The organism is Sulfitobacter sp. OXR-159, from assembly GCF_034377145.1.
Lineage (GTDB): Bacteria > Pseudomonadota > Alphaproteobacteria > Rhodobacterales > Rhodobacteraceae > Sulfitobacter.
Map to the genome: position 1 here is coordinate 20,099 of NZ_CP139713.1, position 14,450 is coordinate 34,548.

Annotated in this window: 15 protein-coding genes; 3 read left to right on the forward strand and 12 right to left on the reverse strand. The window is 58.5% G+C overall.

Features of this window, described 5'->3' with window-relative positions; all coding sequences use genetic code 11:
* Positions 1-11: 11 nt before the first annotated feature.
* The 6 genes from T8A63_RS22045 to T8A63_RS22070 all read right to left on the reverse strand — a co-directional run bounded on the left by T8A63_RS22045 (position 12) and on the right by T8A63_RS22070 (position 6,320).
* A complete protein-coding gene (locus tag T8A63_RS22045) occupies positions 12-425 on the reverse strand; it encodes a Rieske (2Fe-2S) protein (protein WP_322346839.1) in 414 nt (137 codons plus the stop codon).
* Positions 425-1,531 carry an amidohydrolase family protein gene (locus T8A63_RS22050; protein WP_322346841.1) on the reverse strand — a complete coding sequence of 369 codons (1,107 nt, stop codon included), beginning with the start codon at positions 1,529-1,531 and terminating at the stop codon, positions 425-427. The genes T8A63_RS22045 and T8A63_RS22050 overlap by 1 nt, the downstream gene beginning before the upstream one ends.
* A gap of 25 nt (positions 1,532-1,556) precedes the next feature.
* A protein-coding gene (locus T8A63_RS22055) for an IS5-like element ISPso2 family transposase (RefSeq protein WP_322346843.1) occupies positions 1,557-2,314 on the reverse strand; the annotation gives its coding sequence in 2 pieces (ribosomal slippage) (positions 1,557-1,990 and positions 1,990-2,314; 759 coding nt in all).
* Between the two features lie 153 nt (positions 2,315-2,467).
* Complete coding sequence (gene glcF, locus T8A63_RS22060) at positions 2,468-3,754, reverse strand: glycolate oxidase subunit GlcF (RefSeq protein WP_322346845.1); 1,287 nt, start codon at positions 3,752-3,754, stop codon at positions 2,468-2,470.
* Between the two features lie 2 nt (positions 3,755-3,756).
* Entirely contained in the window at positions 3,757-4,887 is a 1,131-nt protein-coding gene (gene glcE, locus T8A63_RS22065) for a glycolate oxidase subunit GlcE (protein WP_322346847.1), read from the reverse strand.
* The gene (locus T8A63_RS22070; RefSeq protein ID WP_322346782.1) at positions 4,881-6,320 is read right to left on the reverse strand and encodes an FAD-linked oxidase C-terminal domain-containing protein; all 1,440 of its coding nucleotides are present in this window, start codon (positions 6,318-6,320) and stop codon (positions 4,881-4,883) included. The genes glcE and T8A63_RS22070 overlap by 7 nt, the downstream gene beginning before the upstream one ends.
* 193 nt (positions 6,321-6,513) lie before the next feature.
* Here T8A63_RS22070 and T8A63_RS22075 point away from each other — a divergent pair, with 193 nt between their 5' ends.
* Entirely contained in the window at positions 6,514-7,287 is a 774-nt protein-coding gene (locus T8A63_RS22075; protein ID WP_416153271.1) for a FadR/GntR family transcriptional regulator, read from the forward strand.
* Here T8A63_RS22075 and T8A63_RS22080 read toward each other — a convergent pair.
* The 4 genes from T8A63_RS22080 to T8A63_RS22095 all read right to left on the reverse strand — a co-directional run bounded on the left by T8A63_RS22080 (position 7,178) and on the right by T8A63_RS22095 (position 10,834).
* Positions 7,178-8,731, reverse strand: coding sequence for a GmrSD restriction endonuclease domain-containing protein (locus T8A63_RS22080; RefSeq protein ID WP_322346783.1), 1,554 nt, complete (start codon positions 8,729-8,731; stop codon positions 7,178-7,180). The two genes, T8A63_RS22075 and T8A63_RS22080, sit on opposite strands and share 110 nt — an antisense overlap.
* A gap of 37 nt (positions 8,732-8,768) precedes the next feature.
* Positions 8,769-9,017 carry a hypothetical protein gene (locus T8A63_RS22085; protein WP_322346785.1) on the reverse strand — a complete coding sequence of 83 codons (249 nt, stop codon included), beginning with the start codon at positions 9,015-9,017 and terminating at the stop codon, positions 8,769-8,771.
* Positions 9,017-9,670 (reverse strand): ParA family protein, encoded by a 654-nt coding sequence (locus T8A63_RS22090; protein WP_322346787.1) that lies wholly within the window; start codon positions 9,668-9,670, stop codon positions 9,017-9,019. The genes T8A63_RS22085 and T8A63_RS22090 overlap by 1 nt, the downstream gene beginning before the upstream one ends.
* Positions 9,671-9,784: 114 nt before the next feature.
* Positions 9,785-10,834 carry a replication initiator protein A gene (locus T8A63_RS22095; RefSeq protein ID WP_322346789.1) on the reverse strand — a complete coding sequence of 350 codons (1,050 nt, stop codon included), beginning with the start codon at positions 10,832-10,834 and terminating at the stop codon, positions 9,785-9,787.
* A 415-nt stretch (positions 10,835-11,249) separates the two neighbouring features.
* Here T8A63_RS22095 and T8A63_RS22100 point away from each other — a divergent pair, with 415 nt between their 5' ends.
* Together T8A63_RS22100 and T8A63_RS22105 are read left to right on the forward strand one after the other, a co-directional pair.
* Positions 11,250-12,002 (forward strand): hypothetical protein, encoded by a 753-nt coding sequence (locus T8A63_RS22100; protein ID WP_322346790.1) that lies wholly within the window; start codon positions 11,250-11,252, stop codon positions 12,000-12,002.
* A gap of 157 nt (positions 12,003-12,159) precedes the next feature.
* Complete coding sequence (locus T8A63_RS22105) at positions 12,160-12,771, forward strand: hypothetical protein (protein ID WP_322346792.1); 612 nt, start codon at positions 12,160-12,162, stop codon at positions 12,769-12,771.
* On the opposite strand, the gene T8A63_RS22110 is transcribed toward T8A63_RS22105, so the two are convergent.
* On the reverse strand, positions 12,734-13,555 hold the full coding sequence (locus T8A63_RS22110; protein ID WP_322346794.1) for a nucleotidyl transferase AbiEii/AbiGii toxin family protein: 822 nt from the start codon (positions 13,553-13,555) through the stop codon (positions 12,734-12,736). The genes T8A63_RS22105 and T8A63_RS22110 overlap by 38 nt on opposite strands.
* A complete protein-coding gene (locus T8A63_RS22115) occupies positions 13,548-14,429 on the reverse strand; it encodes a hypothetical protein (protein ID WP_322346795.1) in 882 nt (293 codons plus the stop codon). Before T8A63_RS22115 ends, T8A63_RS22110 begins: the two co-directional genes overlap by 8 nt.
* Between the last annotated feature and the right edge of the window lie 21 nt (positions 14,430-14,450).

Sequence of the window (14,450 nt, forward strand, 5' to 3'; positions counted from 1 at the left end):
TCAAGCCGAAGCTAAACGTTCACTACAACGTAGTTCTGCTCGACCGATACCTCAAATCGTTCTGCCACGTATGGGCCTTTGGCCAATGCTTCGCCTGATCCAACTTCGACCTGGAACTGCTTGACCTTGATGTCATCGGGGCTGCAGTAGGACTGTCCCGTGCGGATGTCGTACTCCCACCCATGCCACGGGCATCTCACCATTTCTCCCTGCCGGGAGTAGGTATAGTGCCCTGGTCGTTCGGACTCGAGCAGACCAACAGTTACGCCGCAAGAAAGACTGGCGCCCTCGTGAGGGCATTTGTCGAGCAACGCGAAGAACTCGCCGTCGAGATTGAAGATTACGATGTCTCTTCCTTTGATCGTGACGCGCTTGCGGCTCCCGGCGGGGATTTCGTCGACGGTTGCTGCGACATGCCTGGCCATCAAACCACCCCTCCAAATGCCTCTTGAGAATTCTGCCAGAAGATCTGCATCTTCTCGGTCGCGCTCAACTTTATGTTGAGGGCGTATTTCGGATCATCGAAATCCCAGTGCGGGTAGTCAGAAGCGAATAGGATGCGGTCCCATCCGATCCAATCGAAGACATCGCGCAGATATTGGGGCTTTTCTGGCTCGTCTGCCGGCTGGGTGGAAAACCAGAAGTGCTCCCGCAAGTACTCTGAGGGCTTTTTCTTGAGGTGAGGGACTTCCGAGTGCAGGCGTTTGAATGCTACGTCCATGCGCCATCCAAGAGATGGTGCCCACGCCAGACCCGCCTCAACGATGATCAATCGCAGTGTCGGGAATGCTTCGAATACGCCCTCGAATATCAGACTGGCGACAAGGGCCTGCATATTCTGAACGTGGGACTGGTGTTCCTCGGCATAGTAGGAAGGGTGGCCCGAGCCGGTCGCAGGACGCCCGTTCACGCCCCCGACATGCAATGTTACAGGAAGGTTGTGCGCAGCCGCGGCTTCGTAGATCGGCCAATATCGCTTTCGCCCGAGTGGCTCTTCACTTTTGGGACTGATCAAAATCTGCGCAAAGCCGCCATGGCCGCCTAGGCGCTCGATTTCGGCCACCGCCGCTTCGGCATCTTCCTGAGGAACGACGATGGACCCTTTGAGGCGCGGCTCCTTGCTGATCCACTCGTCGACCTGCCAGTCGTTCACCGCACTGCACATGGCCTTGGCAAAATCGGCATTGCGCTGCTTATTGCCCACGGGCCACAGAACCTGAAGCACACCGAGTTTGATGTTATTGCCATCCAGATGCTGCTCGGCAAGAAAGCCAAGGTCAGATCCCGGCTCCCCACCTGCCGGCGGCCACGCATCACCGCGGGACAGGGCTCGCGTCGCTTTCGGATATCCCAGGGATGTGCTGAATGGCTGACGAACGAAGTCGCCGTAATTGTCAAAATAGTCCTGCCACTCTTTTGACAGATATTTTTTTATATCTGCGGCGCTCTTGAGTGTGGGGTGAATGTCGCAGTCAAATATTCCTGTCTTGAGCGGATCTTGAATTTCAGGCTTGAGAATTGGCTTGTTCACTGCGATTTCTCCTTAGGGTCAGGATTCATAACCAATAGATGACGAGAGCCGCGAGGGCGATGGCTGAGAGGAACACCTTGGGGCATCTGTCATAGCGGGTCGCGACGCGCCTCCAGTCCTTGAGCCTGCCGAACATGATCTCGATGCGGTTACGCCGCTTGTATCTCCGCTTATCGTATTTGATCGGCGTCTTGCGTTTCTTCCGGCCTGGGATGCAGGCGCGTATCCCCTTGTCCTGCAACGCTTCTCTGAACCAGTCAGCGTCATATCCACGATCCCCAAGTAGCCATTTGACGTTTGGCAGGCCACTGAGCAGCGCCCGAGCGCCGATATAATCGCTGACCTGTCCAGCGGTGACGAACAGGTCGATCGGTCGCCCCTGACTGTCGCAGATGGCGTGCAGCTTGGTGTTCATACCGCCTTTGGTTCGACCGATCAGGCGACCACGCCCCCCTTTTTGGCGGCCATGCTGGTCGCCGTTCGATGGGCCTTGAGGTATGTTGCGTCGATCATCACGGTCGTTTTCTCGCCGTGTTCCGCCGCCAGCCCGGCCATCATCCGCGCGAAGATGCCCTTTTCGCTCCAACGCCTCCACCGGCTGTAGAGCGTCTTATGTGGGCCATACGCGACGGGCGCATCGCGCCAACGCAAGCCATTGCGATTGATGAAAATAATCCCGCTCAGCACCCGTCTGTCATCAACCCGGGGCTTCCCGTGCGACCTGGGAAAGAAGGGAGCCAGGCGCGCCATCTGCGCGTCGGTCAGCCAGAAAAGATCGCTCATGTCACCGCTCCGTTTTCGGAGGCGTGAATCACGCAGCGCAACAGAAATCAATGCATCCTGACCCTAATCTCTGACATGGATGCCTCCCTCGCGTTGGTTCATACGAAACCGTTATGGCATATTCGATGCCATCAGGTGGGGGCATCCACCGCATCAGTTCAGTCCTCTGGGTTTCGGCCCTCCGGTGGCCCAGTCCAGCAGCTCGACGGTGTGGGCGACGGGGATGCCGGTGCCGGAACCGATCTGCATCATGCAGCCGATATTTCCGGCGCTGATGACCTGCGGGCGGGTGGCCTCCAGCGTGGCGACCTTGCGGGTTTTCAGTTCCGCCGAGATCGCTGGCTGCATCAGGTTGTAGGTCCCGGCAGAGCCGCAGCAGATATGGGCGTCGCGCGGCTCCAGCACCTCGAACCCCGCCGCCTTCAGCAGGTCCTTGGGGGCCGAGCGGATCTGCTGGCCATGTTGCAGCGAACAGGCCGCGTGATAGGCCACGCGCAAGGGTTCGGCATGGGTCGCGCCGTCCAGGCCGATATCGCCCATCACTTCGGTGATGTCGCGGGCCAGCGCCGCCACCCGTGCCGCGTCCTGCGCCAAGGGATCGCCCGCGAACATATGGCCGTAATCCTTGACCGTGGTGCCGCAGCCCGAGGTGTTGATGACCACCGCGTCCAGCCCTTCACCATCCAGTTCCGCGACCAGCGCGCGGATATTGGCCGCCGCCGCCGCGTGACTTTCCGCCGCCTTGCCCATGTGATGGGTCAGCGCGCCGCAGCAGCCGATACCCTTCGGAATCACCACCTCGCAGCCGTGGCGGCGCAGCAGGCGGATGGTGGCGTCGTTGATATCGGTGTTCAGCGCCCGCTGCGCGCAACCGGTCAGCAGCGCCACGCGCCTGCGGCGCGGGCTTTGGGCGGCGAAGGTCTGGGGCCGGTCATTGGGGCTGCGCCGGGGCAGCTGCGGCGGCGCCATTTCCAGCATCGCGCGCAGCCGTGCGTCGGGCATCAGCTTGCGGAAGGGCCGCGCCAGTTTCGCCCCGATCAGCGCCAGCCGGAACCGCCCCGGATAGGGCAGGATGCGCGCCAGCAGCCAGCGCAGGGCGCGATCGTCCCAGCGGCGCTTGTGGTGACGCTCGATATATTCCCGGGCGTGATCGACCAGATGCATGTAATGCACGCCCGAGGGGCAGGTGGTCATGCAGGACAGGCAGGACAGGCAGCGGTCGATATGCTGCACCGTCATTGCATCCGGCACCTTGCTGTTTTCCAGCATGTCCTTGATCAGATAGATGCGCCCGCGCGGGCTGTCCAATTCGTCGCCCAGCACCATATAGGTGGGACAGGTCGCTGTGCAGAAACCGCAATGGACGCAGGATCGCAGGATCTCGTTGCTGCGCGCGGTGGCGGGGTCGGTCAGCTGTTCGGGGATGAAATTCGTCTGCATGTTCAGCTGTCCATCAGGCCGGGATTGAGGATGCCCGCCGGATCGAAGGTCCGGCGCAGGGCGGCGGACAGGCGCGCGACGCCAGCCGCTTCGGGCGCAAAGCGGGGGCCGTCGGGCGATGGCCCGCCCCGCAGCAGCGTGGCCACGCCGCCCATTGCGGCCTTGCGGATCGCGGATGCCCCGGCATTGCCGCAATACCAGATCAGCCCGCCGCCCCAGTCCAGCGAGGTCCGGCCCCCCAGCACCTCCAGCGCGGCGACGATGGCGGGGGCGTCGGTCGGCTTGGCCAGAATGCGCCAGATTGCCTCGTTGCTGTCCGCGAAATGCCGGACATCGCGCAGGTCGCGCCACAGCGCCCGGCTGTCGCCGTCATCGGTGATGTCGATGCGGTGTTCGCTGAACTGCGCGGTCAGGCGTTCGCGACGATAGGCGACCTGACTGGCCAGCCCCTCGATCCGCAGCCATGCGGTGCCGGCGTGGAATGCCGCGCCCGAGACCTCGAACGGGGTGACCAGCGCGGCCGAGAAGATCCGCACCGCCTGCGCCGCCGAAACACCCGCGAAACCCAGCGTCTGTTGGGCTTCGGCCACGGGCAGCGTTTTCATCGCCACCTCGGTCAGCACCCCCAGCGTGCCAAATGATCCGCACAGCAGCTTGCTCAGATCCATGCCGGTGACGTTCTTCATCACCCGCCCGCCATTCTTCAGCACGCGGCCCCGGCCATCGACGAAACGCACGCCCAGCAGGTGATCGCGGCAAGCCCCCGCCTGCACCCGGCGCGGACCCGAGACATTCGCCGCGACCATCCCGCCGATGGTGGGGGTGCCGTTGGTGCCCAGAAGGACGCGGTGATCCATCGGCTCGAAGGCCAGCGCCTGACCTTCGGCGGCCAGCACCTGCTCGATCTCGGGCAGGGGGGTGCCCGCGCGGGCGATCAGGGTCAGCTCTCCGGGTTCATAGGCCACGATGCCGCTGATTTTGCGCGTCGCCAGCAGGCTTGCCGCGCCATCGGTCCGGTCCAGCCGGGTGCCGCCACCGGCGATCCGCAGGGGCAGGCGGCTGTCGTGGCAATCGCGGATCAGCGCGGACAGTTCGGTCTCATCAGCGGGGCTGTCTGCGGTCTGGGTCAGCATGTCGCGGCCCTCTGCCGGTGGGGCTGGCTGGCCTCCAGCGGAAAGACCTTGGCCGGATTCAGCAGCCAGCAGGGGTCCAGCGCGTCCTTGATCTCCATCTGGATGGCCATGTCCTCGGGGGTGTATTGGCTGGTCATCAGGTCGCGCTTTTCGATGCCGACGCCGTGCTCGCCGGTCAGGCAGCCGCCGACATCGACGCAGACCCGCAGGATATCGGCGCCGAAAGCCTCGGCCCGTTCCAGATCGCCCGGCGTGTTGGCATCGAACAGGATCAGCGGGTGCATATTGCCGTCGCCCGCGTGAAATACATTGGCGACCTCCAGCCCGTGTTCCTTCGACAATTCTCCGATCCGCTTCAGCGTGAAGGGCAGTTTCGACACCGGCACCGTCCCGTCGAGGCACAGGTAATCGCCCAGCCGCCCCATCGCGCCAAAGGCCGATTTGCGCCCCTTCCAGATCGCCAGCGATTCATCGGCATTGCGGCTTTCGCGGAACTCGACCGGGTTCAGCTGATCGGCGATGGCGCGGATGCGGGCGGTCTGGTCGGCGATTTCGGGTTCCGAACCCTCGACCTCGACGATCAGCACGGCGGCGCAGTCTGGATAGCCCGCGCGGGCGAAATCCTCGACCGCGCGCAGACAGACGTCGTCCATATATTCGATCGCCACCGGCAGCAGGCCCGAGCGGATGATCCGCGCCACGCATTCGCCCGCAACTTCGGCGGAATCGAAGCCGATCAGCATCGGCCGCGCGCCTTCGGGCTTGGGCAGGATACGCAGGGTGGCCTCGGTGACGATGCCCAGCTGCCCCTCAGAGCCGCAGATCAGGCCAAGGATATCCAGCCCCCCACCCGCCAGATCGACGATCTCTCCATCCGCCAGCACCATCCGCGCGCCCAGCAGGTTGTTCGTCGTCACCCCGTATTTCAGGCAATGCGCGCCGCCCGAATTCATCCCGATATTGCCCGCGATGGTGCAGGCCAGCTGCGACGAGGGGTCGGGCGCGTAAAAGAACCCCTGCGCTTCCAGCTCGTCACTGACCGACAGGTTGGTGACGCCGGTCTGCACGCGAATGAAACGGTTGTCGGTGTCGATTTCCAGCATCTCGCGCAGGCGCATGGTGCCGATCACGACGCTGTCAGCGGTGGGCAGCGCGCCGCCCGCCAGCGATGTGCCCGCCCCGCGCGGGATCACCGGCACCCGCATACGGTGGCAGACCCGCATGGCCGCCGCGACCTCTTCGGTGGTGCGCGGCAGCACAACCGCCAAAGGCGCGCAGCGATAGGCGGTCAGCGCGTCGCATTCATAGGCGCGGGTTTCCTCGGGGTCCGAAATCACCGCATCAGGCGGCAGAACGGCCCGCAGCGCGGCAACGATCTCGGACTTGCGGGAAATGAGCCCCGCATCGGGCGCTGGCATCGCAATCGTGGACACGGGCTGGCTCCTTGGATCAAACCTCTGTCGGCGGCCAGAGCGAAATCGGTAACGGTCATGACGCGCATTTGTGGTATATTTTTCATACCACAGATAGTCAATGATATAATTATCAGTCCACCGCGATGCGGTTGTTAGATTTTTCAAAACATCCTAGATTCGACACAACAATCAAATGAGCATCATATTCGCCATGTCCGTAAAAACCGAACGCGCCGCCGAAGCCGTAGCCGAACACATCGAATCGCTGATCTTAGAAGGTTCATTGCGCGCAGATGAACGTTTGCTACCAGAACGGGAACTCGCCGAGCGGTTGAATATCTCGCGCTCGACCTTGCGCGATGGGCTGAAGATTTTGGAAGAGCGTGGATTACTTTCCAGCATCGAAGGGCGCGGCACCAACGTTGCGCAGTTGGGTACCACCGCGATTGCGGACCCCCTGATCGCTTTGCTCGTCCGCCACGCCGAAGCTGCCGATGATTATCTGGAGTTTCGCGGTATCGTCGAAAGCTCAGCTGCAGCCTTGGCTGCCATCCGCGCCACCGATGTTGAACTAGACCGCATCCGAGTATGTCTGGATCGTATGGACCGCGCCCATACCGATGCCGATGCCAACGAGGAGACCGAAGCGGATGCCGAACTGCATCTGGTGATCTATGAAGCCAGCCACAACCTGACACTGCTACAGATCATGCAGGCACTCTCAGGGGTTTTACGCTCGGACGTTATCCACAACCGCGATCGCCTTTACGCAGTGCCCGCCATCAGAGAATTGCTACGCGAACAGCACCATGCGATCGCCAATGCCATCATCGCACGCGATTCCAACGCCGCTCGGCAGGCTGCGGACGAACACATCAGCTATCTGCGACAAGCCAGCCATGAAATCCGGAAGGCGCAAGCCCGGCTCGACTTGTCACTGCGCCGTCTGAACGGAGGTAGTACAAAAGGACGCATCGTCCGATAGGAGAAAAATAAAGCCTATCAGGTCGCTGAAATAATCGCGCCGCCGGTATGTTTTCCTCTTCAGGGCGTATGTTGACAATGTTGTTGGCCTCCTCTTCAGAGACCCCTGCCTTTCTCAGGAAGGCACGGGGGAAAAAATGATGATAGTTTTTGCTATTTGCCTGCTTCAACCAGTAATTGCTGATATTGACGATCCCATTGTCATTGAATGACAGAGGCTGCTGGTAAGCCATGACGCACAAAATCGCCTTGGTGAAGCTTCGACCTGCGTTGAACCAACCATTCTCCACCAAAAATTCGGGGGAAACGTCGATACCCCAATCGTAATCCGCCGACCCACCGTTCAGGATGAGCTCGATCCGATTGACGTCCTGTGCGAGCTTGCTCTCGACGGACGACGAATAGCGACCACCCAGAGAACAGCGCCAGAAGAAATCTTCGAGTTCTAGCTTCTGATCAAGGGATGGTTTCTTGTTGCCGTTGTGATAGAAAAAATAAGCGAAGGGCACGATCAAGGTCAGATACGGCAACATCTGTGAAACAGGTATTCGCATGACGTTGCGAAAGTATTCGACCGCCTTCTCCACGCTATCAATAGCCGCTGGCCAAATCTCGATGAAGGCATCTTTCTCAAGCTTCAGGATCGCCTGCCGCTTGCAATCCTTCTTCATGATAAGAGCTATGAGCTGAAGGATCGTTTGATCTGAGATTGTTTCATAGTCTATTGGGGCGAGGCGTTCGATCAACTCCGAGTATTTCTCGGACAGATCGAAGCCTTGTTTTTCATCATAAGTCTTGGCAACCATGATCTCGAACACCGTCAGAGGCTTGCCGCCAACATTGATCCGCGTGAAAATTTCGGTTGCTACGTCGATCGGCACATTGCGCACTTCGATGATCGAGAAGTCGTAGGCTTCAATCCGGCGCTTGTATTCATCAAGCCTAGCGTGGTGTTCTTGGGGGAACGCCGCAAGAGTTGTCAAACTACCGTAGAGCAGATCGGTGAGGCGAATGAACGTGTTTGCGGGCAGATCGGTGATGTCAGTAGTGACGATTGTATCCGACTCGCCAGCACTGAGGTCGATGTAGATCTCCGAAAAATCCGTACATTGCCCGCTTTCGCGGACAATCTCTAAGCCCTTCATAGCGGCAAAAAGGCTTGTCAGCCGTTGCTGGCCATCCAGCACGAAGGAGACGGTTTCTCCCTTCTTGGCGGCGGGAAGTTTGGTGTTTCCAAGTTCCTTCACACTGCGCAGACGCTCCCGCGTCAACCAGAATATGAAGGTGCCGATCGGATACCCTTTGACCACACTATCAAGCAGTTCGGCAGAACGTTGAAGCGTCCAGACAAAATCCCTCTGAAATTGAGGAATTTTAATCTCTCCGTTTTCAATGTTGCTAATAAGTGTTGTATAATTCTTGTGCGTAGGTTGGGGTAGTTCCATGCCACTCATGCCTTAACTTAAACGCATGCAAGCATGCTTACGTGTTTTGCGCTTTGTAAGCTTTCCACATCTTCAGGAAAAGCCGCTTCTTTGCGCCATGGCTAAAGCCATACTCCCTGCCCGCTTGTTCGCTGAATTCTTCGAACACAGTGACAGGCACACGGACTTGAATCGGCCGCTGTGGCTCCTTTTCGCCGCGTGTGTCTTCGTTAATTACATCAGGCGCTGCATCGGGCTTAGGTGGCGCGCCCTTACTGCTTTTGAGCTTGGTGATATTCGTGGTCATTACGCCACCTGCCTTTCTTGAAGTTCGACCATCTTGTCGATCATGCTCTGCGCCAGCTTAGAGGCCCGCTGGTTCAAGGTGCGAAATGAGGTTTCCGTAATGGCCTTACCCGCGTCCGAGGCTGATCCATATGCCGTTGAGACACCTACGTCCCCGTCAAGTACCATATAGCCTGCTTCAGTAAGATACTGCCGTGCGGCGGCATTCTCGCGCTCGCTTCCCGTGGTCTTAAACATGGCAAAGGCGATCTTCTCAGATGAGACGCCTTTTTTGCGCAATGCATGCGCCAGCACGACGCCAGGATGCAGATCGTCAACTGTTTGCCCTGTTGGAATCACGACGAGGTCAGCCGCCTCTGCAATCTCAGCGGTTTGATCCGACGCGTTCGGCTTACCATCAAGGATCAACGCATCGAAGCGCGGCGCTTCGGCAAGGGCGGTCTTTACCGTGGCAAAACTCTGCACCTGAAGTTCAGGAGTGACGCCGGCTTCGGCGCGGCGTCCTGCCCAATGGGTGCATGTTTGCTGCTGTGTGTCGAGGTCTGCTATCTTAGTGGTAAGGCCACCGGCGACGAATTCTCTCGCCATCATGCGCGCGAGGGTGGACTTCCCCACACCGCCTTTCTGGGACACCATCCCGATAATGTAAGTCATATCTGCTGCTCCGATCTGCCAAATCGCTATTTTTTCTCATGTTAACACGCTTAATTCAATCGCGCCAAGCATGTTAGCGACTTTTCCACAAAGGCATAATGCATGCCAGCATGCTTAGCGCTTGTGCGCGCCGCGCCTTTTGCAGAAGGCAAGGAAGTGCTTGTCGGGATTTTTAACTGAAATCACTTTTTTGAGGACCCACGCGCGCCATTCCTCTTCGAGGTAGTGGATGTCCCACCCAGGGGCGAGGCGGCGCGCACCTTCATGCGTGTCGGGCGCAAGGCACAAGGACGAGAGCTGCAAGGGCACGCCATTCTGGCGTGTTGACTTCTTCGGTCGAACAATCACAATGTCTTCTGCCATCGTGAAGGTATAGTCAGGCATGTGATCATGCTGACCATCATCGTCGATGATCTTGCCGAGTAATCGACGAAATTCCTTCACCCTTGAGCTCGACCCGCATTTGTCGCGCAAGAGCTCAAGGCCGATCTTCCACACGGGTTGCGCCCCGCAATGCTTACGCGCGATTTCATAAAGGCGTCGCTCCAAGGGCTTTCGCAGGAAGAAATACTGCCTGTTGAGGGTCAGAACATTGTTGTTTTCGATGGCGTCGAATACCCAATCAGCAAGTGTGATCTCGACATCAAGCATGCGTCCATCGCGTGTCTCACGGACAATTTCAAAGGCGCTGATGAGCCCGAAAGCACTTAAGTGTTCTTTGCCGCCTTGGCGGATACTCGTCTCGATTTCGGTGCCTTTTAGGCGGCGCAAGGCATCGCGTAGGAGCTCGTAACCACGCCCCGAAGTCTGACGGTTGGTCGCAACCAGCAAGTCATGCGCCTTGAATCGCACATGGCGGCTGACCTTTCGGCCTTCATTGAGCGCCCCGATACATTGGCTAATACAGTAAATCAGAATGTCCCGATCATGCACGGTTGCGAGCCCCTGTCGGGACGGCGCAATCTGAATCCAGTTCTCGCCACGCTCATAGCGGCGGGTGCGCATATCAGGCTTGGTCGAGAGCGAGAATACAGGGTTTTCCATAGACGCCATGTCAGCCTTTGGCACGGCATCCAAGATATCGCAAACGAACAGATCTCGCTGCGGATGTCGGTCCGGCAGGAGCGGCGAACGGGCAGGAAGTACAGCGCTTTCATTCGACATTTTACACACCAGCTTTCGACTAAGAATTCGTCACTTCACACACCTTGGCGTCACTTTCGTCATTTCACACACCTGTCGTCAAGATTCGTCACTTCACACACCCTCTCAGCCTGTGGGTAACTTTGCAAGCTCTTCGTCACTTCACACACCACGATTCGTCACTTCACACACCACGATTCGTCACTTCACACACCTTTTTTACAAAAGAGACTCTATTCCTCCTGTTTTTTCAACACGTTATCATCGTCCCTGAATAGTGTAACTCTATATTAACTTAATTTAACTCTCTCACTGCTCTTCAAAATAACCTCAACATTATGGTTCCCACCAAGACCCACATAGGGACACGTTAGCAAACAAGGGCGGGCAAGGGGCGGCTCTCAAAGCCGCAACCACAGCACACCCGCTGGACGCGGTGGCCGATAAGATCGCCAAAACGATCCAGCCGCCAGAAAAACGCACGGACGGTTTGCCGGTCGGGTCTCAGGCCAAATTCATAGAAGCGGCAAAGTGCGCGGCCATTCTAGGTTTTCCGATCAACACGCTTCTCACTGTTCGCTGGTCGTCGCTCTACCATCACGACAACGCCAATCCCCTTTTTGCACAATCACCCGTCGAGCGAATTGCCTACCTGGTCGAGTTGCTGAGAAAATGGATCGGCGCACGGTGTCGCGGCGGCTTCCAGTATCTTTGGGTGCGCGAAGCAACCTCAGAGCTGGGCGAGCACTGGCATCTCGCCTTTCATTTGCCGCATGGGAAGCGAAAAGCCATCGCATCCTACCTCTCCGATCTTCTTGGCGAACCCTTAGATCACACGCCCCGCACCAAGGCGCAGGGGCGAACAGAAGGTGAGTTCGCATGTAGCGTCTGGGGATCATGGCACCTTGCGAAGGACACACACCCGGAACGATCCGGCTTTTACCTCGCAGCCTATCTCGGGAAGGGCGAACCGTCTGAACGCATGTTTCGCGGCAAACTCGTTCCCAACACCCGCAAGCTGGTCATGGGGCAGGCATTCGGTGGCCGCGAAAGGTCTGGCCGATACGACACGCCGCAGGGGCAAATCAGGGGCACAAATGCACTCAAGAAACGGTTCGACATTGCCCGCCCGCTCAAACAGGCCGTGAAAGCGCGCCAGAGCGGCGATTTAAGCGGCATGAGGGGCTGAGGTATGGGTCAAGGGTGCCAAAAGCAAGAAAGGCGCTCAGCGGCGCTATCTGTGCCTCTCAGGGCCATATCCAAAATTACCCGTTTCTAAGTATTGGCAGCGTGGAACCGATACCGGGCAAGTTTCCAAATGATTTCGGCAAAATCTGAGGTGAGGCATGGGCGGCGTAGGTAGCGGGCGACACTGGCAGTTTGGGGCAGACACAACGGACGATTATCGCTCGATCGACATTCGGTGGCTGAAACGTGAGGGGCTTCTGGATTCCGGGATCAGCCGCCGCATCACCTGGTCGCGCGGTGGCGAGGTGACAGGCTCGATCAATGTCCAGTCAGAGCCGGGGCGGGTGATCCTGGACTATCGCCACCGGGATCGAGGCGGGGAATGGCAACCCGAACGCTATCCCGTCTATCTCGACACCACGCCCTGTCACATGGGCGGCGAGCGGCATTGGTTCCTCTGCCCTGCCCGTGGGTGCGGTCGCCGTGTCGCCATTCTCTACGGCGGGGCAATCTTCGCGTGCCGTCATTGCTACCGGCTGGCCTACCCTTCTCAGCGGGAAAAGCCGGGGGATCGAGCTGCACGGCAGGCGAATCGCATCCGGGACAAAATGGGCTGGCCTGGTGGCATCCTTGAAGGTGGTGATTGGGGCAAGCCCAGGGGAATGCACTGGCGCACCTATGAGCAGCTTTGCCAGGAACACGACGCCCTGTCAGATCGCGCCCTCGTCGGGATCATGGATCACCTGAACCTCTTGTCTGGTCGTTTCTAAAGTAGGCGGATTTATAGGTGATGAAGGTGGCAGTGTCACGGCTACGGCATTTCTCGATCAGCGTGGTCAGAATGGCCGTTTTGTCAGCCCCGCTGAAATCGTGCTCACCAATCAGAAAGGCGATATCGTAGACGTCTTGTCGCCGGTTGCGCTTGCGTACGGGTTGCTGAAGCAGCGCCCGGAACTTTTCGGCGATAAGCTCGTGGATGGTGAACGCGCGCACCGCCACACCAGCGCCGTGCAGGTTCAACTCCTGGAAGGCGTAAACCTGATCGCGGAAGCTGATCTCCACATCCAGTACTCGGCTTGCCTTGCCATCCGCCAGCCGGGCCTCTTCACCTGTGCCGCGCTTGGCCGAGCCAATTCGGACCCGGAGTGCGGGAAAGTCGTGGTCCTCAAAATTCTCTGCGCGAGGTATCTTCTTCACCGATTGCACCTGGCAGAGAAGATCGAGATAGCCAAGCTTGATTGCTGTTTGCGGCAGAAGCTCGTTCAGCTCGGTGGTGATCTTTTCCATCAGGTCGGCAGGTTCTGCCATCGACGTGAAATCCACATCCCCGGTGACCCGGTTGCTTTTGAAAGCCAGTGCCATGACCGCCCCGCCCTTCAAGACGAGCGTTTTCGAGAGTGACGGAGCCAACCCGATTGCCCCTAGGACAATCTCGGTAACCTGACGATCTCTATAGAGTGACGGGTTCGCGCGGGCGGCTTCGACCCATGCACGGACATCGACATCGACAATGTCGAATTTGCTATCTTGAACATGGGGGTCGGCATCAGACATTTATTGAAATCATCCAGCGTTCTGAGAATTCAGGGGCATATTCGGCATCAGGGTCGAGTTTTCGCGACCCACCCCGTTGAGCAAACTGCTCCCACTTGTGCAGCGCCGGGTTATCTATGTCCATGACTTCAGATAGAATATAGCCCGCCCGGACTTTGGCGATCTTGCTGTCCAGTTGATCAATTGCGGCAATAATTTCCGGCACCCACTGGACCGCCTCGTTTTCCCAGACATCGAGAACATGCTGCATGCCACCACAAAGTTGCGGCTCGTCCACCATGTCTGCGAAGGTTTGACCGATCGAGGTTATCCGCGTTTCCTCACCGCTGACGGGGGACGGTGTCGATGGGTGGCTTGACACATGCACCACGATTGGGCGGCGACGAATCGTGTCTTTGAAGCCAGGCTTGTTTAGAACAGGTCTTTCGATCTCGTCCAGATCGGGCAAGTCTTTTTGGAGGCGCTCATCCCGGAGTGCATTCCAGAGCGGGCGCTTTGGGGTTGTCAGGTGCAGCGCCTGTGGGCTGCGATCAGTGAGACCATAGCGCTGCATGGCAGACAGATGAGAGACGTAGGCGAAGGGATCAGCGATGCAGGCGACCTCTTCTGCCGAACCAGCTCTCGTTGATTGCGTGACACGCCAAACGCCCGAGCGGAAGTCAGAGTCCATGACAAGCGCCTTCCGCGCTTCCAAGCGGCGCAGCGCATTTTTGGCGCGCGTCTGATCCCAGCCCTGCGGAAGGCGCTTCAAAGGTTCGTCGCTCAGCGCCTTCTTTAGGAACAGATTGTAACCTAAAACGAAAAAATCGTAGAAGGTTACAATCGGTAAGTCCTTGTCAGTAATGAATTTCTCAAGACCTTCCGTAAAGTTCATCAGATGTCCTTACATGCCAAG

Bases quoted from the DNA above. Each gene is read 5' to 3' on its own strand.
- T8A63_RS22090 (WP_322346787.1), bottom strand. From the start codon at position 9,670: ATGACTTACATTATCGGGATGGTGTCCCAGAAAGGCGGTGTGGGGAAG.
- glcE (WP_322346847.1), bottom strand. From the start codon at position 4,887: ATGCTGACCCAGACCGCAGACAGCCCCGCTGATGAGACCGAACTGTCC.
- T8A63_RS22115 (WP_322346795.1), bottom strand. From the start codon at position 14,429: ATGAACTTTACGGAAGGTCTTGAGAAATTCATTACTGACAAGGACTTA.
- T8A63_RS22095 (WP_322346789.1), bottom strand. From the start codon at position 10,834: ATGTCGAATGAAAGCGCTGTACTTCCTGCCCGTTCGCCGCTCCTGCCG.
- T8A63_RS22110 (WP_322346794.1), bottom strand. From the start codon at position 13,555: ATGTCTGATGCCGACCCCCATGTTCAAGATAGCAAATTCGACATTGTC.
- glcF (WP_322346845.1), bottom strand. From the start codon at position 3,754: ATGCAGACGAATTTCATCCCCGAACAGCTGACCGACCCCGCCACCGCG.
- T8A63_RS22105 (WP_322346792.1), top strand. From the start codon at position 12,160: ATGGGCGGCGTAGGTAGCGGGCGACACTGGCAGTTTGGGGCAGACACA.
- T8A63_RS22080 (WP_322346783.1), bottom strand. From the start codon at position 8,731: ATGGAACTACCCCAACCTACGCACAAGAATTATACAACACTTATTAGC.
- T8A63_RS22075 (WP_416153271.1), top strand. From the start codon at position 6,514: ATGTCCGTAAAAACCGAACGCGCCGCCGAAGCCGTAGCCGAACACATC.
- T8A63_RS22085 (WP_322346785.1), bottom strand. From the start codon at position 9,017: ATGACCACGAATATCACCAAGCTCAAAAGCAGTAAGGGCGCGCCACCT.
- T8A63_RS22045 (WP_322346839.1), bottom strand. From the start codon at position 425: ATGGCCAGGCATGTCGCAGCAACCGTCGACGAAATCCCCGCCGGGAGC.